Source organism: Streptomyces dryopteridis (genome assembly GCF_049606955.1).
Lineage (GTDB): Bacteria > Actinomycetota > Actinomycetes > Streptomycetales > Streptomycetaceae > Streptomyces.
Map to the genome: position 1 here is coordinate 3,852,548 of NZ_CP187113.1, position 22,707 is coordinate 3,875,254.

The window sequence follows — 22,707 nt, forward strand, 5'->3', positions numbered from 1 at the left end:
GAACTGCTATTTCGCTCCAATCGCCCCCGTGCCTGAACGGTGTGTGCGTTCGGTTCGTGTCCGTGGCTTGAGTCGGTTTGGTAGGCGTTTCAGGGCCACCGGACGTGTTGCTGACCATGGTGATCCTGACGCTAGTCGCGGCGCTGCTTCCCGGCGGCCGTGCAGGTCGCGCAGAGCCCGCGTGCGAACCCTGGATCGGCGGCAAGTCCGGCGCGGTCGAGCAAGGCGCGCGAGAGCGGCCAGTGGTCGGCGTGCGTGCTCGGCTGCTCCTTGCACATCACGCAGATCGGATCGCGTGCCAGGACCGCACTGTGCAGCGCGTCCTCGAGCGCGCTCCTGTCCGCCGTGCGGCCGCTGTCGGTTGGAGCCGTGTCGGTGGCAGCTCCGGGCTCGGGCATAGAGGGGTGGGGCGGCCGGTAGCGGCGCCGACCGTAGACGTGCATCGAGCTGGTTCCTTCCTGCGTGGGATACGGAGGAGACCCCTGTGTGGTGCAGCCCTGCGGGTGAGCGGCGGATTACAGAGTGCGATGGCCGGCACCGTGCGCAGCCCAGGCGCCAGTAGGGGTTTCGGGCGTGAAGCCCGGAGATGCGGTGGTGTCGGAAGGGGGCAGCCTGGGAAGGCCCCGGGGGCTGGTCTGCTTCACTACGCCGGGCCGGTCCGGAGGTGGGGCTGCATTGCGTTGGGATGGGGGTCTCCATTCCTGGACAACCTCTGCACGCTCCTGAAGTCCATCGCAGGGGAGAGGCTGTACAGCCACTGGACCCCCTGCCCGTAGGGCGCCTTTTCCACCGAGAGCACGCCCAGGAGGTGCAACTCCTGGAGGGCCCGGTCCACGGTGCTGCGCGGCAGTTGGACACGTCTGACGACTGCGGCCGTCGAAGAGCCGGGGTGAGCGTGCACATCTGCGAGCACGGTGAGGCGCAGCGGTGGCATCGTGTCCCGCGCGCAGCGCACGGCCAGCAGCAGAGCGTCCCCAGACGCTTTACCGATGGCCCGCCCGCCTCGGACGATCTGCGCGAGCTGCTTGGCGAACCGGGTCGGCATCTCGGGCGCATGGGCTTGGACGACGTTACCGCTGTAGTCGCGCTCAACGGCTGTGCGGGCGAGGGTGACGACGTCCGCGAGGCCGAACAGCTCTTCTGTGTCCGCATCCGTCAGCATGGACTCTGCGTCCGGACCGATGTTCTTGAATAGATTCGCGACGGCCTCACCGAGGTTTTCGCGCATCTCCCTCTCGTGCCCGACGTTCGCCAGCGCCTGGCGTGCTGCGGCCCGCCGACTGCGGGGGGCTGCTGAGTCGAACCTGACCAGGACGAAGCGGTCTCCCATGACCGAGATCACGGCATGGGCTGCGTCCCAGGCGGTGGTTACCGCACCGATGACGGTGAGCCGGCCCCTCCACGTCAGCCTCCTGCCGCCATCCGCTCCCACTTGGCGGACCCAACAGCCGTCGTAGACCTCGCGCAGCGAAGCGAGTACGGCTGCGCGAGCGTCCCGGTTCATCGACAGGATCGACGTCACGTCCTTGATCACTAGGAGGCCGTCCTCGCCGATCTCCCGAAGGAGTCCACCGGTTGCGTTCTTGGCCCGTTCCTTTTCAGCTGTCCCGGACAGGAGGGCGGCTTCCCCCGTGATGGTTGAGGTGACGTGCGTCCCCGGGATCGCGGTGAGGGGCATTACGGTTTCGGTCTTGGCAGCGCCGGACCCTGACACGACAAGCATCCAGCAGGGGTCGCCCGCCAGCTTCTGGGCCGCAGCGGCTGACAGCACGCAGTCGAGAGCCTCGAGGTCATATTCCTTCCCGAACCACCGGGTGAAGACGGCGTGCACGTGGTCGAGATGTTGCCCAGAAATGGAGACCCCCGTCCCCATGGCAACGGCGATCGTGGCGTCAGTGGTCACGGAGGCCCCTCTCGAATGCCAGATAGCGGCCGTTGCCGCCTGGGATACGGATCGGAGGCCACCCAGGCGTTGGGCGAAGGTGGTGGGTCGCTGATGGACTTGCCTGCTCACTACGGCAGGCTTCGGCTGCTTCCCGCGTGGGCCGGGTGGCCAGACCTCGCGCGATGCGGCGCGCATATGCGTTGGCGTCAGCGGTCACCGCTGCCCACCACAGCGCGGGGTCGCTGGTGGAGAGTCCTTCGAGCCAGCCGTTCGCCGCGCGCCGCCGCCGTGAGTCCTCGGCCGCACGGATAAGGGCTGCGGCTCGGAGAGGAGAGTTCGGACTCAGCCGGAGCCATCCCTGGGAGCCATAGGCCGGCGGTTCGGTTCCGTCTCCTGCTGGTAGAAGTTCCGCCAGGCGGGCCGATGCCCATGCGGCGGTTAGCTCACCAGGAGTGTTAGCGGACTGCCCCGGACTACTGGGTGCCTCTGCCATGCTGGCCGTGCTGAGACCGCTCTCCATCCGGTCCCTCGGACGCCCCGCCGCACCGTCCCGTGCCGGGGCGTCGCTCATGTTGCTGCTCATTCGGCGGCACTCCCACGTGCTGCGCGGCGCTTGCGGCGGCGTGGGGAGCGCGCGGGCTGCGTAGCCGAGACCGGGGACGGCTCGACAGTAGGTGCGGGCGGGATCTCGAAGGGGCGGCCGGTGAGGAGTTCCCAGAGCTGAGCGGTGGGGACGAGGAGCCGGTTGCCGATCCGGATCGTGGGGATCTCGCCTGTGCGTGCGCCCTGGTAGGCCAGTGTTCGGCTGACACCGAGGAGTCGTCCGGTGTCCGGCCACAGGGGGAGGGTCGGCGTCGCGCACGGATCAGGGAGATTCCATGTCCGCTGCGGAAGCGATAGGGCCATGCATGAGGAGCGCGCCGTACGTGGTGTGCGGGTGTGGGGGAGGCGTGCGCGGTGCCGAGAACGGCGCGCTCTCCTCCTTCGGCTACTGGGAGGCGACCGACGCAGCCACAGGCGCCGGGGGTGGGGCCGCAGTGAGGACCGATGCGACGAGCGCATACCGCTGAGGGGTGACCACGGGTGGCAGGGAGTCCCCGACTCGTGGCATGAGCGCAGCCCATGCGGGGAGGCGGCCGAGCTCTGCCGTGGCGGTGAGGGCTGCCTGCGAGACGGCGAAGTGGCGGCAAAGGGTGTTGAGTACCCGGAGGAGACGGTGGATATCCGCGTCGAGGCGGTACATGCGCAGAGCGGGCCAGTCCGCCTCGGGCAGACCGAAGTACGCCTGGAGTCGCTGGGTGTAGGTGTGGATGCGTTCGGCGACTTCCGCGGCGATGAAGTGCAGTCGCCGGAGGGATACCTTTCGCTGGCCTGGGCTGGTCCAGGCGCCCCGGCGCCCGAAGGTCTGGCCGAAGCGGCGCCGCAGCCTGCTGCGCAGCTTGGTCAGATAGGCCTCGGCGACCTCCCGCACGTCCCGGGATGCCCCGGAAGATGCGGAGTTGTCCATGTGGGACAGGAAAGCACCGCGCGGCACGGCCTGTCATCACTCGCGGGTGTGTACTCGGGTCTCGATGGGCTGACGACTCAAGATCATCGGTGCCCCCCGTGGGGGCACCGGGCGTGTCAGCCGGTGTCATCTGGGGTTGGCCCATGCTGGCCTGTACGGCGCTGACCAGGCAGAATGGGGAAAACGGCAGGTCAGGCCGGAAGTATTTGGCGGGTTCGATTCCCGCCATCTCCACTCATCCCATGTGAGGCGAAGGCCCCGCAACCGGTTCCGACCGGCGGCGGGGCCTTCGTCGTGCCGCGAGCGCGGGCGGGCGGGGGCCGCGACGATCAGCGGCGCGCCCTGCCCGCGTCGATGGCGCCGAGGACGTCCTGGACGTCGACGTCCTCTGTGGCACATCGCTCGGCCCGGTCGCGGGCGACGGCCTCCGGCAGGCGCCGGGCGTTGGCCGGGGAGCGCAGGAGGTGGGCCGTCTCCTGCCAGGAGTCGTGCTCGTTCGTCGGCTCGGCGGGGGTGGGGCGGGACAGGTAGAGGGCGTGTTCGCCGGTGGCGGGGGTGCCGTCGTAGAGGGTGAGGTCCAGGCCGCAGAGGGCGAAGCCCCAGCGGCGGTAGGCGCGGACGGCCGGGGCGTTGACGTTGCTCACCTCCAGCCACAGGTGCACGGCGCCCCGCTCGCGGGCGAAGCCCTCGGCCCGTGCGATCAGGGCCCGCCCCAGGCCCCGGCCCCGGTGGGCGGGGTCGAGCGCGATGTCCTCGACCACCAGGCGCCGGTTCCAGGCCGCGTACGCGAAGACGCCGAAACCCGCGATCCGGCCGTCGGGGGCCACGGCCACGTACGTCCGCCGATCGGGGGCGGGGTCCGGGGTGGGGGCTGCGTCGGCGGCCGGGTCGGGGGTGTCTTCCGGGAAGACCTTCCGCAGGGGCGGGTCCACCGTGACCTCGCGCAGGCCGAAGCCCGACGGCGTCACGGACACCTCCAGGACCGTGTCGGTGGTGAAGGAGCTGTCGACGGCCGCCAGGCCCGCCGCGTCCTGCGGCCGGGCGGGACGGACCGCGTAGCGCCCGGCGTCGTGCGCTCCGGGGGTTCCCGGGGGAGTGGTCATGGGGGTGACGCTATCGATCCGTCACGACCCCCGTGTTCTGGCAGGCGTGCAGCAGCCACCGGCCGTCCTCGTCCCGCGTCATCACGTACAGCGGGGCGCCCTCGGTGTCCCCGTCCGGGGCGCGGTAGAGCTGCCGGACCTTCACGGCCGCCACGTCGGGGCGCAGGAAGCGCACGTGCGCGACCTCGTACGTCACGTCCCCGTCCCAGCTCGCGTCGGGCAGCACGGCGCGGGTGAACGAGGCGATCTCGTCGCGGCCGAGGAGGACCTTGCCGTGGCCGGTGGTCCAGATCGCGTCGGGGTGGAAGAGGGCGAGGAAGCCCTCGGGGTCCTTGGCGCGCTGGGTCCGTTCCACGGCGGCCACGACCTCGGTGATGGCCTCGATGGCGCCCGGGGCGCCGAGTGTCGGGTTCGGTGTCGGGTTCGTCGTCATGGGGGGAACTCTGGTACCTCAAGTCGCCTTGAGGTCAAGGGGTTTGGTCAGGACCGCGTACGCGTACGCCAACACCGGCGCCGCCGGCGCGAACACCGCGAGCGGCAGCGCCGGCAGGAGCATCGGCGCGCCCCGGGGCCACGACAGCGCGGCGGCCACCGCCGCGCCCCCGCCGATGCCGAGGACGACGGCGAGCAGGGCCAGGGCCGGCGCCTGCCGGTGCGCGGCGCGTCGCAGGGCGCGCGGGGCGAGGCCGAGCCGGCGCAGCCGGCCGAGGTCGGCCGCGAGGGCGTCGGCCCCGGCGACGGCGGCCGGCCCGAGCGGCACGGCGAGGACGGCCAGGGCCAGGGCCAGCGCCGCCCACCACAGGGCGGGGGAGGGGCCGACGGGGCCGCGTTCCACCCGCACCGCGTCGGCCGGCGGGCCGGCGGTGACGCGTGCGACGGCGTCCGTGACGGCCCTCCCCAGGGCGGGGGACGGGTCGGGGACGAGGGTGTCGGCGAGGACCGAGTAGTCGACGGGCTGCGCGCCCCAGGCGCGGGCCGCGGCCGAGGAGACGAACGCGGCGGCCCGACGCGCGGCGCTCGGGTCCACGGGCAGTTCGGCGGGCACGGCCGGGACCACCGGGCCGGGCACGCTGGACTCGGAGCCCGCCGGCCGGGTCAGGGCGGCGCGGTCGCCGTCGAGATGGTCCGCGGAGAGCACCAGCAGCCGACCCGCGCGCAGCGCGGCCTCCTCCCCGACGGTCCACGGCCGACCGGTGAGCAGCGCGAACTTGGCCGCGTCGTCCACCACCTCGATGCCCTGCCCGGTGCCCGCCAAAGGGCTGTCGGGGCGGGCCGCGACCCGCCACGGGCGGGCCAGCGCCGGGCCCGGGGCGGCGGCCAGGGCGTCGGGATCGCCGAGCGCGGTGCCCCGCACGAGCGGGATGCCCGGCGGCAGCGCCCCGGCCGTCGCACGGGCCACGTCCGCGGGCGCGGCCCGCGTCGTCAACAGCACCTCGACCTGGCCGGGCCGGCGCGGACCCTCGTGGACGGCACGGTCGTGCGCGGCGGCCCCCGCGAGGGTGCCGAGCGTGCCGACGACGAGGGCGGTCCCGGCGGCGCCGACCGCCACCACCCGCGTCGCACGCCGGGGCGAGCGGGCCAGGGCGCGCAGCGCGATCCGGCCCGGGGGCCGCCGGTCGGCGAGCCGGGCCAGGAGGTGCAGGAGGAGATCCGTGCGGGCCAGGAGGGCCCCGAACAGCAGGACCACCCCGGCCGCCGCGCACCGGGCGACGGTGTCGGCGTCCGCGCCCGGCGCGAGCCCGAGCCCGAGCGCGCCGACGAGCGCGAGCCCGCCGAGGACGGCGGCGACCCCGGCGAACGGGTGCCGGCCGGGCGGTGCGGGGCGCGGCTCGGACCGGTCCCGGGTCAGGGGCAGGGCGACGGCGGGGACGACGAGGAGACACAGCACGAGCGCGGCGTCGTACCAGGCGGGAGTGGTGGAGGCGCCGGCCGGCAGGGGCGGGGCGAACTCGGCGCCCAGGCCCCAGCCGAGGGCCGCGGCGGGCACCGCCGTCACGAGCACCCCGACCCGCAGGGCCGTGCGCCCCGTGCGCTCCGGGACCCCGAGCTCGACCAGGCGGGCGAGCTCGGGCCGCGAGCGGCGCCGCAGCAGGGCGAGGGCCGGACCGAGGATGAGGAGCAGCAGCAACGGCACGAGGAACAGCGGGGTGTCGGCGGCGGAGGACGCGACGGAGTCGGGGAGGAACGGATCGGCGGGCACGGGCAGCAGCGGCGCGAAGGCCCGCCCGAGGGCGACCGGCACCACGTACCCCGCGACCCGCCCGACCCGCCGCCCCCCACGCCCGAGCACGAGCCGCACCCCGAGCCGCACCGTGAACAACGCCCGAGCGAGGGCACCGGCGGCCGGGGGCGGGGCGGTGGTGTCGGGCGTGGCCGGCGCCGGGTCCGCCGTGCGGCGCGTGCCCGTATCGGGCCCTCGGAGGGTCGATTCGAACGCCGAGTCCGAGGTCGGGGCCGAGTCCGAGGTCGGCGTCGCCGTCGGCACCGAACCTTGGGCCGAGCCCGAGCCCGAGCCCGAGTCCGAGGTCGGCGTCGGCGGCGGTGCCGAGTCCGGGGTCGGGCCCGAGCCCGGGGTGGGTGTCGGTGTCGGTGCCGAGTTGTGGGCCGAGGGTGGGGCCGTGGTCCGGCTCGGGGCCTGGCCGGGATCGCCGCCCGGGGGTGGCGGGGGGTGTTCGGGGGATTCACCGGAACGGGGGACGGGAGCGCCGGCCGGCTGGGCCGGCCGGGGCGGGTGTTCGGGGGAGCGGGGGGTTTGCGGGGGGACGGCGGCGGGGTGCTCGGGCGGGCGCGCGTCGCCGGAGTGGTCGCCCGTGCGGTCGGCGGCCGGTTGGGGCGGGAGGGTCGGTCGGGGGCGGTGGGCACGGCCCGTGGGGTGGGGGCCGCCGGTCACGGCCGGCCGCCGGTGGTCACGGGGCCGAGGACGCCGTCGGCGAGTTCGGCCACGAGGTCGGCGTGCCGGACGGGCCCGGGCCCGGTCCCGCGGTGGGTGAGGACGACGGTGACCCCGTGGTCGCGCAGGCCCGCGAGGAGCCGCAACAGGTCGGCGGCGGCGCGGGAGTCCAGGCGTGCCGTCGGGTCGTCGGCGAGGAGGAGTTCGCGGTCGCCGACGACCGCGCGCGCCACGGCGGCGCGTTGCCGGGCCGCCGGGTCGACCTGGGCCGGCAGCCGGTCGCGCAGGTCGGCGATGCCCACCCGGTCGAGCGCGGCCCGCGCGGCCTGTCGGGCGCGGGCGCGCGGGATGCCGGCGGCCTCCAGGGGCAGCGCGGTGTTCTCGCCGAGGCTGAGGTCGGCCAGCAGCCCGGGGTCGGGTCTCACGAGGCCGATGCGGCGCAGGCGCAGGGCGGCGCGGTCGGCGGGACGGCGTGCCGCGAGGTGGTGGCCGAGCACGGCCACCTCGCCCTCGTCGGCGGCGTGCAGTCCCGCGAGCAGGTCGACCAGGGTGCTCTTGCCGGAGCCGCCGGGGCCGGCGAGGGCGAGCATCGCGCCGGCCGGCACGTCGAGGTCGACCCCGCGCAGCGCGGTCACGGAGTGCCGACCGGAGGCGAAGGTCTTGGTGGCGCCCCGCAACCGGATCACGGTTTTCGGCGAGGACGAGGACATGGGGGTCTCCCTCGGACCGGGGTTCGAAGGGGCCGACGCTACCGAGCGATGCGCCCGTTCGGGGGAGGGACGGGCCACGTGGGGCCGATAGGACGGATAACTCGAACCCGAGTCCGAATTCCTCGACGTGTCGATTCGATCGACGACAACTGATCGAAACTGATCGCATTGCCGGATTTACCGCCGAAGGGCCCGCGTCCCCTTCCCGGGTTACCGAAAGTCACCGCAGGTCGGGTCAAGTGGAATGGGTCGGTCCGAATGTGAACCGGATCGATCAAGGCGCGCGTAGTGGCTGGTCAGCGGCATATGCCGGCACTCCGAACAGGCTGATCTGCGCTCATTCGCCGCCTCTGCACAGAAAAAGAGGCGGCCCCCGAGGGTGCACCAACACCGATTCGGGGGCCTTCACCCACAAGCCATTTTAGCCCTGAGGATGGTTGGGATGCTCCACCATGTCATCCCCCCGACGCGCCGCTTCTCGCAGGTTTCCCACGACATCATTCGCCACCCGGGTCTGTCGGCCCACGCGAAAGAGCTGCTGCTGTGGAACCTCTCCCTCCACGAGCCCGAACCCCTCTGGCTGACGGCCCGGCCTGCACCCCTGCCGCACGCTGCGCTAACCCCTGTCGGCGTCCCGCATGAGCATCTGGCGTTCGCGCCCGCAGGCCATGCGGACCCACAGGTACGCCTGGTCGGCGTCCACCCCGGCCCAGCCGGATCCCACCTGGACCACGCGCCCGGTGACGATCTCGGAGCGCTCCCGGGCGGGGTGCTCGCGGGGCACGTACGTGGGGCCGGTGACGAGTTCGCCGAGGCGGAAGGGCGGTTCGGCGGAGGGCGCGTCGCTCACGACCCCTCCGTGCCCCGGTCATCGGCCCACGCCTCCAGGAAGCGCGCGAACCCGTCCTCGGCCCGAGCGAGCGTGTCGGCCGACAGCGCGTGATCCGGGCCGAGGGATCCCCAGGGGGCGGTGAGGGTCGGAGGGTCTTCAGGTTCGGGCACAGGGAACTCCGTTGATTGCTCGTGGGGCATTGATCGGCGAGGCCGGCCGGTCATCGCTGTCGGGTGTCGATGCTCCGTCCCTCACAAGGGCGTTTACACCTCGTTCCCGGGACGTTGGGGACGTTTCGTCGCTACGTTTCGACACGTCCCGGACGTCATCAGGAGGCGAACCGTGAACCACGCCCTTCGGCGCGCGATGGCGAGTGCCAAGATGACGGAGAGGCAGCTCGCCGATGTGTGCGGCGTGGACGCCAAGACCGTCGGCAGGTGGATCGCCGATCCGGCCCGCATCCCGCACGCTCGTCACCGGTGGGCCGCCGGCGACGCACTAGGCGAGGAGGAGAGCACGTTGTGGCCCAACGCCGTTCGGTCGGCTCTCGCGACGGGGCCCGACAAGGAAGTCGTCCAGGTCTTCCCCTACCGGTCGGCGGCCCCCGCCGCCCTGTGGCGGTCCCTGGTGACGAAGTCCCGCCGTGAGCTGGTGTTCGCCGGGTACACCAACTATTTCCTCTGGCTCGAACAGGCCAATTTCGCGGGTGCGTTGCGACGCAAGGCGCAGGCCGGTTGTCGGGTCCGGTTCCTGATCGGGGATCCGGACAGCCCGGTCACCGAGGCTCGGGAAGCGGAAGAGGGGGTGCCGTTGACGCTGTCGACACGGATCGCGGTGACCCTGGCCGAACTGGAGAAGTTGCGGGACGTGCCGGCCATCGAGGGCCGGTTCGAGACCGGACACGTGAACCTGTCCGTCTTCCGCTTCGACGACGAGATGATCGTGACCCCGATCCTGGCCCGCCACGTCGGCCACGATTCGCCCATGATGCACCTGCGTCGCTGCCGGGCGGACGGGATGTTCGACCGGTTCGCTGCGCACGTGGAAGAGCTGTGGGGCCGGGGACGGGATGTGCGAGGAGAGGTGGGGGATGGGCAGGCGGGATTGGTTTGACGATCCGGGGGCGCCCGTCGCGAACAGTCTGGTGCCGGCCGCGTCCGTCGTCGTCGTGGACGGGGACGGGCGGGTGTTGTTGCAGCGGCGGGTCGACAACGGGATGTGGGCCCTGCCCGGTGGGCGGATGGAGATCGGCGAGTCCATCGCCGGGTGCGGCATCCGCGAGACCTGGGAGGAGACCGGGGTCCGGGTGCGGATCACGGGGATCGTGGGGACGTACACCGACCCCCGGCACGTGTTCGGGTACGACGACGGCGAGGTGCGGCAGGAGTTCTCCGTGTGCCTGCTCGGCGAGCCCGTCGACGGGGGTGCGGGGGTGCGGGTGTCCGAGGAGTCGACCGAGGTGCGGTGGTTCGCGCCCGAGGAGGTCGACGGGCTCCCGATGGTCGACAGCGTGCGCCGGCGGGTCCTCGACTGGCGCGACGGCGACGGCCGTCCCGTCGTCTCGTAGGGGCCGGCGGTGAACGGGAGCATCGGGCGGCCCCTGCATTCCGTGTCCGTCGCCGGGGTCGTGGTGCGCGGGGACGGGCGGGTGTTGGTGATCCGACGGGCCGACAACGGGGCCTGGGAGCCGCCCGGCGGGATCCTGGAGGCGGCGGAGCGGCCGGAGGACGGCGTCGTGCGCGAGGTCGCCGAGGAGACCGGCGTGCTGGTGCGGGTCGAGGGCCTGAGCGGCGTGTACAAGAACCTCGCGCTCGGCGTGCTCGCCCTGGTCTTCCGGTGCCGGCCGGTCGGCGGTCGCGAGCGGGTCTCGGCGGAGTCGACCGAGGTGGCGTGGCTCGAACCCGCCGAGGCCGGGCGGCTGATGACGGAGGCGTTCGCGGTGCGGGTCGCCGATGCCCTCACCGACGCCGGCGGAGGCGCGCCGGTGCGGGTTCATGACGGGGTTCGGGTTTTCGGAGCGGAGGGGTGATGAGTGTTCGGGTCGCGGCTTATGCCGTGTGTTTCGAGGGTGGGCGGGTGTTGCTCGCCCGGCATGTCGGCGGGGACGGGGAGGACAACTGGTCGTTGCCCGGTGGGCGGGTCGAGCACGGGGAGGATCCGGTGCACGCCGTGGTGCGGGAGGTGGCCGAGGAGACCGGGTGCGAGGGGGTCGTGGAGCGGTTGCTCGGTGTGGACTCGCGGGTGATTCCCGCCGCCGAACGCGCCGTGCCCGGTGGCGACGAGCACCAGAACCTCGGGGTGTTCTACCGGGTGCGGATCACGGGCGGGACGCTGCGGCCCGAGCCCGGCGGGGCGGTCGTGGAGTGCGTGTGGACCCCCGTGGACGAGGTCGTTCGGCTCGGGCGGTCGGGGCTGGTGGACGTGGGGCTCGCGCTCGCGCGGGAGTTGCCGGCGAGCGGGCACGTGGAGCCCGTGCCCGTCGGGGGGCTCGTCCGGCACTGAGCCCTCACCGGCGGGCACGGGCGCGCAGGGCGAGGGCCAAGGCGGTGAGGGCGGCGGCCGGGGGGAGGAGGTAGGCGGTGGTCGTGGGGAGGTGGTCCACCGCCGGGCCCGTGAGGGCCGAACCGGCGGAGATGCCGGCCAGGATCGCCGTCACGGCCAGGGTCATGCCCTCGTTGAGACGGGCCGGTGGGGTGAGGCGTTGGACGAGGGTCATGGCCGCGACCATCGTCGGCGCCGTCGCCATGCCCGCCGCCAGGAGGGCGAGGGCCAGGGGGAGCAGGGCCGGTGAGCGGGCGGCCAGGGCGGGCAGGGCCATCAGGGCCGTGAGCGCCGCCAGGCAGGTCCACAGCCGGCGGTGGGGGTGTCGGGCCGCCGGGAGGAGGCCGCAGGCCAGGCCGGCCAGGCAGGAGCCGAGGGCCTGGAGGGCGAGGACCGGGCCGGTGGCCCAGGTCAGGCCCGCCGCCGTGAGGTGCGCGATCGAGGCCACCTCCATCGCCCCGAACATCACCCCCAACGCCGCGAACGCCGCCAACAGCGGCACGAGGCCCGGGACTCGCAGGCGGGACGGCCGGCCGGCCGGGTCGACGGGGGACGGCGGGGGTTCGGTGGCACGTTGCGCCGTGAACAGGGCCATGCCCGCGGCCAGCAGCAGCGCGGCCGTCGCCGTGGCGGCCTCCGGGAACAGCGCCGTGCACAGGAAGGCGGCGAGGACCGGGCCGAGCATGAAGCACAGCTCGTCGGCGGCCTGCTCCAGGGACATCGCCGTGTGCCGGCCCGTCTCGTCCGCCGCCAGCAGGTGCGCCCAGCGGGCCCGGGACATGCCGCCGGTGTTGGGCGTGGCCGCCGTCAGCGCGTGGCACGCGAACAGGGTCCACACCGGGGCGTCCAGGCGCACGCAGGCCGCCAGGCCGAGCGCGCCGAGGACCGCGAGCGCGGTCGCGGGACGGGCGATCCGGGCTTGGCCGTGCCGGTCGACGAGCCGCGCGATCCACGGCGCGGCCACGGCGGTGCAGGCCAGGCCGGTGGCCGTGACGGCCCCGGCCAGGGCGTACGAGCCGTGCCGGCCCGAGATCATCAGCACCGCGCCGACCCCGAACATGCCCATGGGCAGGCGGGCCAGGAGGTTGCCGAGGGTGAAGGCGCGGGCGCCGGGGATCGCGAACAGGCGGGCGTAGCGGGCGCGGAGCGGCACCCGGGCGGGCGGCGGTACGGGTGCGGGCGGCGGTACGGGCGTGGGCGGCGGTACGGGCGTGGTGGTCTCGGGGGCGGTGGCCTTGGGTGCGGGCGGCGTGGGCGGGGGCGTGGTCGTGGGCGTGGGCGTGGGCGCGGGTGGGGTCGGGGCGTGTGGCATGGGGATCAGGCTCAGCGTGGGTGGGTCGGCGCGTCCAACACCTGTTCGGGACCGATTCACGCACTCGGGTTGTGAAAGCCGGGGCGGGGAAGTTCGTAGGGTGGGGCCGTGGCACCCCTCGACCTCGATCCCCGGCTGCTCCGCGGCTTCCTCGCCGTCGCCGAAGAGCTGCACTTCTCGCGCGCCGCCGCCCGCCGGCACGTCGCCCAACAGGCCCTCAGCCGCGACGTGCGCCGCCTGGAGGCCCTCCTGGGCACTGTCCTCTTCGCCCGCACCACCCGGCAGGTCCAGCTCACCCCCGACGGCGAACGCCTGCTGCCCCTGGCCCGCCGGGTCCTGGCCGCCCACGAGGAACTCGCCGCCGCGTTCACCGCCCCCGACCGGGCCCGGCCCCTCCTCGTCGACCTCAACACCGAGGGCCCCGGCACCCCCGCCGCCGTCCTCGCCCACGCCCGCGACCGGGCCCCCGAGCACGAGTTCCTGGCCCGGTTCGAGCGCGGACTCACGCACGCCGCCGCCGAGATCGCCGCCGGCCGGCTCGACTGCTCCTTCGGCCGGGTCGGCGGCCTGACCGCCGGGGCCCGCGCCCACCTCGCCTGGCAGCCCGTGCGCCTCGAACCCCTCGCCGTGCTGCTGCCCGCCGACCACCCCCTGGCCGCGTGGCCCGCCGTGCCGCTGGCCGCCCTCGCGGGCGAGGACGTGTACGCGGGGGCCGGCAACCCGCACACCCCGGAGTGGACCGACCTGGCCCGCCACCTGTTCGAGGGGCGGGGGATCGGCATAGCGCCGGCCGCGCCCGTGGCGATCGGGGCCGAGGAGTTCCGCCGGGTGATGGCCCGCACGCGCACCCCGGTGCTCGTGACCGTGGACTTCCCCGAGCTGCCCGGGTCGGTCCGCCGCCCGCTGGTGGAGCCCGTGCCGCACTCGCCGGTCTCCCTCGTCTGGCGTCGGGGCCTGCGGCATCCCGCGCTGAGCGTGCTGCGCGAGGCCGCCGCCGGGCTGGCCGCCGAACGGGGGTGGCTCACGCGGGTGCCCGAGGGGGGCTGGGCCCCCGAACCCCTCACCTCCGGCTGAATCCCGCACGCCCCCCGAACCCCTCACCGACGGCTGAATCCCGCACGCACGCCTCCGCCTCGCCCGCATACCTTCGCCCCGCACGCCTCCGCCCCGCCCGCACGCCTCCGCCCCGCCCGCACGCCTCCGCCCCGTCCACCCCGTGCGTCGTATACCGACCGTCCCGTCCCGCCCCCGCCGCTGCCCCCGAACGGCCGGGCCACGGGCCGGCGCGTAACACCCGGGACACGCCGGCGAAGCCTCCGCGTCACGCCGTCTTGGCACCCTGTCGCCCCGCACGAGAGCGCCCGCGACCGGACGACCCCGCCGAGGTGGCACGCATGGACACCGCACGACGCAGCCGGCCCACCGACCCCACCATCCCGGACGAGGCCGCCGCGCGGGCCCGGCCCGGGCCGCTCGCCGGGTGGACCGTCGCCGTCGCCCCCGACCCGGCCGTGCCCGCCCCGGGCCTGCGCCTGGCCACCGCCCTGCGCGCCGCCGGCGCCCTCGTCCGCACCACCGGCGACCCGCACACCGCCGACGCCCTCGCCGTCCCCACCCCCGGCGCCGCCGGCCCGCTGCTGGCCCGCCTCGACCCCGACCGGCCCGCGCCCCCGACCGCCTGCGCCGACGAGGACACCGCCCGCCTCCTGCGCGCCGCCGGCCTGCGCCCCCTGCCGCCCGCACCCGACCTGCCCGGACTCGTGCACCTCGCGCTCACCCGGCACGCGCCCGTCCTCACCGTCGCCGGCCGCCGGCTGCACCCGCGCGGGCACGCCGTGCTCCTCGACGAGGCCGAGCTGCGGCCCGTGCCGCCCGCCGGGATGGCCCTGCTGCGGGCGCTGGCCGTCCGGCCCGGCCACGTCGTGGGCCGCCCCGCCCTGCTGCTGGCCCTGCCCGGCTCCGGGACCGACGAGCACGCCGTCGAGAGCGCCGTGGCCCGGCTGCGCGCCGCCCTCGGCGTGCCCGGCCTGATCCGCACGGTCGTCAAACGCGGCTACCGCCTCGCCGCCGAGCCGGACCGTGCCGCCGGGCCGGACCGTGCCGCCGAGCCGGACCGTGCCGTCGGGCCGGAACGTCCGGGCACCGACGCGACCTTCACCGCCCCGTCCGTTACCGTGCGCGGATGATGCTCATCGAAGGCGTCCGCCTGCGCGAGGTCCGGCCCGCCGACGCCGCCGGACTCGCCGACACCCTGTCCCGCAACCGTGCCGCCATGGCACCCGTCGAACCCCTGCGCCCCGACTCCTTCTACACGGAGGCCGGCCAGGCCGCCCGGATCGAGGGGATGCTCGCCGACCGGGCCGCCGGCCGGCTGCGCCCGTACGTGCTCATCGCGGGCGCCGGCACCGGCGCCGACACCGCCCCCGGCACCCCCATCGGCTCGATCAACCTCGGGAACATCGAGTACGGGCCGCTGTGCTCGGGCGGCCTCGGCTACTGGATCGACGCCGCCCACCACGGCAAGGGCCTGGCCACTGCCGCCGTCCGCGCCCTGATCGGCGTGGCCCGCGACGACCTCGGCCTGCACCGCCTGCACGCCGGCACCCTCCTGACCAACCACGCCTCCCAGCGCGTGCTCACCCGCTGCGGCTTCGAGGAGTACGGGCTCGCGCCCCGCTACCTGCACATCGCGGGGGCCTGGCGAGACCACCGGCTCTTCCAGCTTCTCCTCCACGACGACCCGCCGCCGACCCTGGTGTGAGCCCGCAGGCCGGCGCGGTGTGCGGAGCGGGCCGTCGTTCGCGTACGGTTGACGGTCGCCCAGCACGTCAGAAGGGGGCCTTTGGTGGCCGCGCAGGATGCCGCCGTCGAGAACTCGGCGGATTCCGTTCGCGATCGTGAGATCGCGATCGAACAGACCCACCTCGACCGGGTCTACCGACGTCTGGAGGAGAAGATCCACGAGGCCGAGTTCCTCATGGACGACGCCTCCAAGCGCGGCCAGGTCGGCACCCCCGGAGCCCTCGCCGAGCGGGACGCGCAGGTGTACCGCGCCGGCATCCACCTCAACCGGCTCAACAACGAGTTCGAGGACTTCCTCTTCGGCCGCATCGACCTGCTCCTCGGCAAGGACGGCGAACGCGGCGCGGACGGCGCGTACACCTCGGTGGCCCCCGCCGACGACGCGATCCGGCCCGATCTGACGGCGGAGATCGCCGAGACGCTGCACATCGGCCGGATCGGCGTCCTCGACAGCGACTACGCGCCGCTGGTCATCGACTGGCGCGCGCCGGCCGCCGCCCCGTTCTACCGTTCCACCCCCAAGGAGCCCGGCCGGGTGGTGCGCCGGCGCGTGATCCGCTCCAAGGGACGGCGCGTGCTCGGTGTCGAGGACGACCTGATGCGCCCCGAGGTCACCGCGAGCCTCGACGGGGCCGAACTCCCCGCCATCGGCGACGGCGCCCTGATGGCGGCCCTCGGCCGGGCCCGGACCCACACGATGCGCGACATCGTCTCCTCCATCCAGGCCGAGCAGGACCTCGTGATCCGCGCCCCCGCCGCCTCCGTCGCCGAGGTCTCCGGCGGCCCCGGCACCGGCAAGACGGCCGTGGCCCTGCACCGCGCCGCCTACCTCCTCTACCAGGACCGGCGGCGCTACTCCGGCGGCATCCTGATCGTCTCCCCGACCCCCCTCCTGGTCGCCTACACCGAGGGGGTGTTGCCCTCCCTCGGCGAGGAGGGGCAGGTCGCGATCCGCGCGCTCGGCAACCTCGTCGACGGGGTCGAGGCCACCGCCTACGACACCCCCGAGGTGGCCCGGGTCAAGGGTTCGGCCCGGATGCTCAAGGTGCTCCGCAAGGCCGTCCGGGGGGCGCTGGAGACCGGCGGGGCCCCCGACCGGCTGCGGGTGGTGGCCTTCGGCCGCCGGCAGGAGCTGGAGAAGCCCGAACTCGACCGGATCCGACAGACCGCCCTGGGCGGCACCGCCCCCGTCAACCTGCTGCGCCCGCGCGCCCGCCGGCTGCTGCTGGACGCGCTGTGGCAGAAGTCCGGCGGCGCGAACCGGCACAGCGACCGCGAGCTCGCCGCCGAACTGCGCTCCGCGTTCGACGAGGACATCACCACCGAGGACTCGTTCATCGAGTTCCTCGACGCCTGGTGGCCCGAGCTGACCCCGCGCGGGGTGCTCGCCGAGATGGCCGAGGAGCGCCGCCTGTCGCGCTGGAGCCGCCGGATCCTCACCCCGCGCGAGACCCGCGTGGTGGCCCGTTCGCTGCGCCGCGCGGAGTCCTCCGTGCACGACGTGGCGATGCTGGACGAGCTCCAGACCCTGCTCGGCGCCCCGGCCCGGCCCAAGCGCAAGCGGGAACTCGACCCGCTGGACCAGCTCACCGGCCTCGACGAGCTGATGCCGCAGCGCGAGGAGACCCAACGCGAGCGGGCCGAGCGCCTGGCGGCCGAGCGCACCGAGTACGCGCACGTCATCGTCGACGAGGCCCAGGACCTGACGCCGATGCAGTGGCGGATGGTCGGCCGGCGCGGCCGGCACGCCACGTGGACGGTGGTCGGCGACCCCGCGCAGTCCTCCTGGCCCGAGCCCGAGGACGCCGCCGCCGCCCGGGACGAGGCCCTGGGCAGCCGGCCCCGGCGCCGCTTCACCCTCACCGTGAACTACCGCAACCCGGCCGAGATCGCCGAGCTGGCCGCCCGCGTCCTGCACCGGGCGATGCCGGGCATGGAGTCCCCGACGGCCGTCCGCTCCACCGGGCTGCGCCCGGTGTTCCGGGCCGCCCCCTCGGCCAAGGGCGCGGGGCCGGGCGGGCTCGGCGAGGTGGTGCGGGAGGAGACGCGGGCCCTGCTGGAACGGGTGGACGGCACGGTCGGCGTGGTCGTGGCCATGGAACGCCGGGCCGAGGCCGCCGGCTGGCTGGCCGAACTCGGCGACCGGGCCGTGGCCCTGGGCAGCCTGGAGGCCAAGGGCCTGGAGTACGACGCGACCGTGGTGGTCTCCCCGGCGGAGATCGCGGCGGAGTCGGAGGCGGGGCTGCGGGTGCTGTACGTGGCGCTGACCCGCGCCACCCAGGAGCTGACCGTGATCGCGACCCCGGCGGACGAACCGGAGGAGGGCACGGGCCTGCCGGCGCTGCTGCGCGAGCCCGGCACGGAGACCGGGGACGCGAAGCCGGTGGAGGACGGGGCGGCCGACACGCTCTGGTGACCGGGACGCGGGACGCGGGACGCGGGGCGCGGGCGCGGGCCGGGGCGAGGTGACGGACCGCCGGGGCCGGCGGGCGCGGGCCCCCGGCCCGGCGGGCGGGCCGGCGGCGGGGTCCGGGGCCCCGACCTGCGGGGTACCGCCGGACGGCGGGCCGCCAAGGGCGTGAGTCGCGTCCGGGACTCGGAACGGGGGGATCAATTCCGGGCGGTCTTTGTTAGCCTGGGGACAGACACCGGCTCGATCCAAGCCCCCGGGCCCAACCTTAGTCGCCGCGAGCGACCACTTGCCGCGAGGCGAGCATGGCGGGCCGGTGTCCTCATACTTCGCGCGGCCGTTCGGTCGCGCAACCAGGTCCGGCCCCTCCGCGTTGTGGAGGGGCCGGACCTGTTTCGTATCAATCCACGATTCCGTGACGCCCCTAAATCTCGTATGGTGGAAGAGTCTTTCCGAAATTCGTGGTCAGCTACCTGCTACCCGTCGGTAGGTGGGACGATCGGACAAACAGGTCCTGCCACACCTGCCGTGCGGGGGGGCCCGTGCACATCGCACACAGGGAAAGCAGAGGAACACGGCCATGGCAACGGCGCCCAGCGTCTCGTACTCGATGACGGTCCGCCTGGAGGTGCCCGCGAGCGGAACCGCGGTCTCCCAGCTCACCACCGCCGTGGAGTCCTCCGGTGGCTCGGTCACCGGCCTCGACGTCACCGCCTCCGGAATGGAGGCCCTGCGGATCGACGTGACCATCGCGGCCACGTCCACCGCGCACGCCGACGAGATCGTGGAGAAGCTCCGCGGGATCGAGGGGGTCGTGCTCGGGAAGGTGTCCGACCGGACCTTCCTGATGCACCTCGGCGGCAAGATCGAGATGGCGGCCAAGCACCCCATCCGCAACCGCGACGACCTCTCGATGATCTACACCCCGGGCGTGGCCCGGGTCTGCATGGCCATCGCCGAGAACCCCGAGGACGCCCGGCGCCTCACCATCAAGCGCAACTCGGTCGCGGTCGTCACCGACGGCTCCGCCGTGCTGGGCCTGGGCAACATCGGCCCGAAGGCCGCGCTGCCCGTCATGGAGGGCAAGGCCGCGCTGTTCAAGCGCTTCGCCGGCATCGACGCGTGGCCGATCTGCCTGGACACCCAGGACTCCGACGAGATCGTCGCGATCGTCAAGGCCATCGCCCCCGGCTTCGCGGGCATCAACCTGGAGGACATCTCCGCGCCGCGCTGCTTCGAGATCGAGGCCCGGCTGCGCGAGGCCCTCGACATCCCCGTCTTCCACGACGACCAGCACGGCACCGCCATCGTGGTGCTGGCCGCCCTCACCAACGCGCTGCGCGTGGTCGGCAAGGGCATCGGCGACGTCAAGGTCGTCATGTCCGGCGCCGGCGCGGCGGGCACCGCGATCCTGAAGCTGCTGCTCTCGGCGGGTGTGAAGAACGCCGTGGTCGCCGACGTGCACGGCGTCGTGCACGCCGGCCGCGAGGACCTCGTGGACGCGGACGCCGAGTCCCCGCTGCGCTGGATCGCCGACAACACCAACCCCGAGGGCTACACCGGCACCCTCAAGGAGGCCGTGGTCGACGCCGACGTGTTCATCGGCGTCTCGGCCCCCAACGTGCTCTCCGGCGAGGACGTCGCGGCCATGGCCGAGGGCGCGATCGTGTTCGCTCTCGCGAACCCGGACCCCGAGGTCGACCCCGCGGTGGCCCGCCAGACGGCCGCCGTGGTGGCCACCGGCCGCTCGGACTTCCCCAACCAGATCAACAACGTGCTGGTCTTCCCCGGCGTCTTCCGCGGCCTGCTGGACGCGCAGTCCCGGACGGTCAACACCGACATGATGCTGGCCGCCGCCGCCGCGCTCGCCGACGTGGTGACCGAGCCCGAACTGAACCCGAACTACATCATCCCGTCCGTGTTCAACGACAAGGTCGCGGGCGCCGTGGCCGGGGCCGTCCGCAAGGCCGCCACCTCGGTGACCGCGAGTGTGACGGGTCCCACGCCCACCGCGTAGCGGCGCGTCGCGAGATGCGGGCCCGTCCGTCGCCCCCTAGGGTTGCGGGCGTGCCCGCACGGAGCGTGACACGGGGTCCCGATCGACCGGATCGGGTGGGAACGGAGCGTCACCGAAGCGTGACGCCGGCGTTCTCCGTGTGATCCCGGCGGGCGCCGGATTGGCGTTCCCGCCGCTGGTGGGGGCAGGATGCGTAATCGGGCGCGAGGGTCTGGACGACAGACCCGGGTCCGGGGACTGTCCGAGGACCCTGGCAGCATCGGCTTCGATCTCACGCCTCACAGGCAAGTTGAACACGGGAGTTACGAACATGAACCGCAGTGAGCTGGTGGCCGCTCTGTCCGAGCGCGCCGAGGTGACCCGCAAGGACGCCGACGCCGTTCTGGCCGCGCTCGCCGAGACCGTCGGCGAGGTCGTCGCCAAGGGCGACGAGAAGGTCACCATCCCCGGCTTCCTGACCTTCGAGCGCACCGCCCGTGCCGCTCGCACCGCGCGCAACCCGCAGACCGGCGACCCGATCCAGATCCCGGCCGGCTTCAGCGTCAAGGTCTCCGCGGGCTCCAAGCTCAAGGAAGCCGCCAAGGGCAAGTAAGGTCCGCGGGCCCGGCCCCCGCCCGCGACCCTCGGCCGCCGCCGAGGCCGTCGCGCGGGAGTCGGAGCGCGAACCACCGCGAAGGGCGGTCACCCCACGGGGGTGACCGCCCTTCGGCGTGTCCGGGGCGGGCGTAGCGGCCGGTGCCCGGGTCGGGCGCGCGGGCGGGGTTCGGGCGGGGATTTCGGACGGGAGCCCTCCGGTGCCCTTCAGGGGCCGCGCGTGACGGGCGGGGCCCACCGGGGCCCCGGGGCGGGCTTCGGCGGTCCTGGGGGCCCTGGGGGGCCGTCACGGGGTGTCACGGGCGACCGGGGGGCGACGGGACGGGCAAAATCGGCCCACACCCGCCCACAGGGGGCGCTCCGGACGCCGCCGGGCACCCGTTCGGCGGCGCGGCACCCCGTTCGGCCGCACGGGCCGTACCGGGGTCCCGTGCCGGGGTCGCGTGCGGGGGCCGGGAACGGCGAAGGGACCGCCCCGCGCCCCCGGGTGGGGGCGTCGGGACGGTCCCGTCGCGTCGTGCCGTGTGGCGGGTGGGTCAGACCACGTCGCCGGAGGGCAGCTCGACCTTCGCGCCGAGCTCCACGAGCTTCTCCATGAAGTTCTCGTAGCCGCGGTTGATGAGGTCGATGCCGTGGACTCGCGAGGTGCCCTCGGCGGCCAGGGCCGCGATCAGGTACGAGAAGCCGCCGCGCAGGTCGGGGATGACCAGGTCGGCGCCCTGGAGCTTGGTCGGGCCGGAGACCACGGCGGAGTGCAGGAAGTTGCGCTGGCCGAAGCGGCAGGCGGAACCGCCCAGGCACTCGCGGTAGAGCTGGATGTGCGCGCCCATCTGGTTGAGGGCGGAGGTGAAGCCGAGCCGGGACTCGTAGACCGTCTCGTGCACGATCGACAGGCCGGTGGCCTGGGTCAGGGCCACGACCAGCGGCTGCTGCCAGTCGGTCTGGAAGCCCGGGTGCACGTCGGTCTCCAGGGCGATGGCCTTCAGGGGGCCGCCCGGGTGCCAGAAGCGGATGCCGTCGTCGTCGATCTCGAAGGCGCCGCCGACCTTCCGGAACGTGTTCAGGAAGGTCATCATCGAACGCTGCTGGGCGCCGCGCACGTAGATGTTGCCGCCGGTGGCCAGGGCCGCCGAGGCCCAGGAGGCCGCTTCGAGGCGGTCCGAGAGGGCCTTGTGGTTGTAGCCGCGCAGGCGCTCGACACCGGTGATGCGGATGGTGCGGTCGGTGTCGAGGGAGATGATCGCGCCCATCTTCTGCAGCACGCAGATGAGGTCCTCGATCTCGGGCTCGACGGCCGCGTTGGTGAGCTCGGTGACGCCCTCGGCCAGGACGGCCGTCAGCAGCACCTGCTCGGTGGAGCCCACCGAGGGGTAGGGCAGGCGGATCTTGCAGCCGCGCAGGCCGCGCGGGGCCTCCAGGTACTGGCCGCCCTCGCGCTTCTCGATGGTCGCGCCGAACTGGCGGAGCACGTCGAAGTGGAAGTCGATCGGCCGGCCGCCGATGTCGCAGCCGCCCAGGCCCGGGATGAAGGCGTGACCCAGGCGGTGCAGCAGCGGGCCGCAGAAGAGGATCGGGATGCGCGAGGAGCCCGCGTGCGCGTCGATGTCGGCGACGTTCGCGCTCTCGACGTGCGTCGGGTCCAGGACCAGTTCGCCCGGCTCGTCGCCCGGACGCACGGTCACGCCGTGCAGCTGCAGCAGGCCGCGGACCACCCGCACGTCGCGGATGTCGGGGACGTTGCGCAGGCGGCTCGGTTCGCTGCCGAGGAGAGCGGCGACCATGGCCTTCGGCACGAGGTTCTTCGCACCGCGGACACGGATCTCGCCCTCCAGCGGGGTACCGCCGTGGACAAGCAGGACATCGTCTGTGCCGGTCATGAATCTCGCGTTCCGGAAGAGGGGTGGGCAGGGGCCAAGGAAAAGGGTAAGGGGCGAGACCCCCCGCTTTGTAAGGGCGACGCGGGGTCGAGTTCGGGACACACAAGGGACGAAAGTCTCGAATCGGGCGCGCCTGTACGGTCCGTGGGGGCCTCGTGGCGCACAGTGCGAGCCTTCGCGGGGCGTGTGGGGGCGCGGGCGTGGCGCGCGGGAGGCGCCGGAGCGGA

21 protein-coding genes are annotated in these 22,707 nt (G+C 74.1%); 10 read left to right on the plus strand and 11 right to left on the minus strand.

Features of this window, described 5'->3' with window-relative positions; translation table 11 throughout:
* Positions 1-131: 131 nt before the first annotated feature.
* The 9 genes from ACN20G_RS16435 to ACN20G_RS16475 form a co-directional block, all read right to left on the minus strand.
* A complete protein-coding gene (locus ACN20G_RS16435) occupies positions 132-443 on the minus strand; it encodes a hypothetical protein (RefSeq protein WP_424213536.1) in 312 nt (103 codons plus the stop codon).
* A gap of 200 nt (positions 444-643) precedes the next feature.
* Positions 644-1,903: a MarR family transcriptional regulator gene (locus tag ACN20G_RS16440; protein ID WP_424213537.1), complete on the minus strand. Its 1,260-nt coding sequence runs from the start codon at positions 1,901-1,903 to the stop codon at positions 644-646.
* 970 nt (positions 1,904-2,873) lie between these two features.
* Positions 2,874-3,392: a hypothetical protein gene (locus ACN20G_RS16445; RefSeq protein ID WP_424213538.1), complete on the minus strand. Its 519-nt coding sequence runs from the start codon at positions 3,390-3,392 to the stop codon at positions 2,874-2,876.
* Between the two features lie 329 nt (positions 3,393-3,721).
* Positions 3,722-4,495, minus strand: a complete 774-nt coding sequence (locus ACN20G_RS16450) for a GNAT family N-acetyltransferase (RefSeq protein WP_424213539.1) — start codon at positions 4,493-4,495, stop codon at positions 3,722-3,724.
* 10 nt (positions 4,496-4,505) lie between these two features.
* Positions 4,506-4,928, minus strand: a complete 423-nt coding sequence (locus ACN20G_RS16455; protein WP_424213540.1) for an SgcJ/EcaC family oxidoreductase — start codon at positions 4,926-4,928, stop codon at positions 4,506-4,508.
* A gap of 18 nt (positions 4,929-4,946) precedes the next feature.
* On the minus strand, positions 4,947-6,785 hold the full coding sequence (locus tag ACN20G_RS16460) for a hypothetical protein (protein ID WP_424213541.1): 1,839 nt from the start codon (positions 6,783-6,785) through the stop codon (positions 4,947-4,949).
* Between the two features lie 596 nt (positions 6,786-7,381).
* Complete coding sequence (locus tag ACN20G_RS16465) at positions 7,382-8,095, minus strand: ATP-binding cassette domain-containing protein (RefSeq protein ID WP_424213542.1); 714 nt, start codon at positions 8,093-8,095, stop codon at positions 7,382-7,384.
* A gap of 616 nt (positions 8,096-8,711) precedes the next feature.
* Positions 8,712-8,945 (minus strand): hypothetical protein, encoded by a 234-nt coding sequence (locus ACN20G_RS16470; protein ID WP_424213543.1) that lies wholly within the window; start codon positions 8,943-8,945, stop codon positions 8,712-8,714.
* Positions 8,942-9,097: a hypothetical protein gene (locus ACN20G_RS16475; RefSeq protein ID WP_424213544.1), complete on the minus strand. Its 156-nt coding sequence runs from the start codon at positions 9,095-9,097 to the stop codon at positions 8,942-8,944. Before ACN20G_RS16475 ends, ACN20G_RS16470 begins: the two co-directional genes overlap by 4 nt.
* A 172-nt stretch (positions 9,098-9,269) precedes the next feature.
* On the opposite strand from ACN20G_RS16475, the gene ACN20G_RS16480 reads away from it, so the two are divergent.
* From ACN20G_RS16480 to ACN20G_RS16495, 4 genes are read left to right on the plus strand one after another with little or no spacing between them, the layout of a single operon-like run.
* On the plus strand, positions 9,270-10,040 hold the full coding sequence (locus ACN20G_RS16480) for a DUF5919 domain-containing protein (protein ID WP_424213545.1): 771 nt from the start codon (positions 9,270-9,272) through the stop codon (positions 10,038-10,040).
* Entirely contained in the window at positions 10,018-10,494 is a 477-nt protein-coding gene (locus tag ACN20G_RS16485) for an NUDIX hydrolase (protein WP_424213546.1), read from the plus strand. Before ACN20G_RS16480 ends, ACN20G_RS16485 begins: the two co-directional genes overlap by 23 nt.
* A gap of 9 nt (positions 10,495-10,503) precedes the next feature.
* Positions 10,504-10,956 (plus strand): NUDIX domain-containing protein, encoded by a 453-nt coding sequence (locus ACN20G_RS16490; RefSeq protein WP_424213547.1) that lies wholly within the window; start codon positions 10,504-10,506, stop codon positions 10,954-10,956.
* Positions 10,956-11,429: an NUDIX hydrolase gene (locus tag ACN20G_RS16495; protein WP_424213548.1), complete on the plus strand. Its 474-nt coding sequence runs from the start codon at positions 10,956-10,958 to the stop codon at positions 11,427-11,429. The genes ACN20G_RS16490 and ACN20G_RS16495 overlap by 1 nt, the downstream gene beginning before the upstream one ends.
* 4 nt (positions 11,430-11,433) lie before the next feature.
* Here ACN20G_RS16495 and ACN20G_RS16500 read toward each other — a convergent pair whose 3' ends face one another.
* Entirely contained in the window at positions 11,434-12,780 is a 1,347-nt protein-coding gene (locus ACN20G_RS16500; RefSeq protein WP_424213549.1) for an MFS transporter, read from the minus strand.
* A gap of 108 nt (positions 12,781-12,888) precedes the next feature.
* Between ACN20G_RS16500 and ACN20G_RS16505 the strand changes: the two genes are divergently transcribed.
* From ACN20G_RS16505 to ACN20G_RS16530, 6 genes are all read left to right on the plus strand, one after another.
* The gene (locus ACN20G_RS16505; protein ID WP_424213550.1) at positions 12,889-13,854 is read left to right on the plus strand and encodes a LysR family transcriptional regulator; all 966 of its coding nucleotides are present in this window, start codon (positions 12,889-12,891) and stop codon (positions 13,852-13,854) included.
* Positions 13,855-14,174: 320 nt separating this feature from the next.
* Complete coding sequence (locus ACN20G_RS16510; RefSeq protein ID WP_424213551.1) at positions 14,175-14,966, plus strand: winged helix-turn-helix domain-containing protein; 792 nt, start codon at positions 14,175-14,177, stop codon at positions 14,964-14,966.
* Entirely contained in the window at positions 14,966-15,541 is a 576-nt protein-coding gene (locus ACN20G_RS16515; RefSeq protein ID WP_424215540.1) for a GNAT family N-acetyltransferase, read from the plus strand. Before ACN20G_RS16510 ends, ACN20G_RS16515 begins: the two co-directional genes overlap by 1 nt.
* An 84-nt stretch (positions 15,542-15,625) precedes the next feature.
* Positions 15,626-17,998 (plus strand): HelD family protein, encoded by a 2,373-nt coding sequence (locus ACN20G_RS16520; RefSeq protein ID WP_424213552.1) that lies wholly within the window; start codon positions 15,626-15,628, stop codon positions 17,996-17,998.
* 574 nt (positions 17,999-18,572) lie between these two features.
* Entirely contained in the window at positions 18,573-20,009 is a 1,437-nt protein-coding gene (locus tag ACN20G_RS16525; protein WP_424213553.1) for an NAD-dependent malic enzyme, read from the plus strand.
* A 310-nt stretch (positions 20,010-20,319) separates the two neighbouring features.
* Entirely contained in the window at positions 20,320-20,601 is a 282-nt protein-coding gene (locus tag ACN20G_RS16530) for an HU family DNA-binding protein (RefSeq protein ID WP_424213554.1), read from the plus strand.
* 538 nt (positions 20,602-21,139) lie between these two features.
* Here ACN20G_RS16530 and murA read toward each other — a convergent pair.
* Positions 21,140-22,480 carry a UDP-N-acetylglucosamine 1-carboxyvinyltransferase gene (gene murA / locus ACN20G_RS16535; protein WP_424213555.1) on the minus strand — a complete coding sequence of 447 codons (1,341 nt, stop codon included), beginning with the start codon at positions 22,478-22,480 and terminating at the stop codon, positions 21,140-21,142.
* Positions 22,481-22,707: the final 227 nt, after the last annotated feature.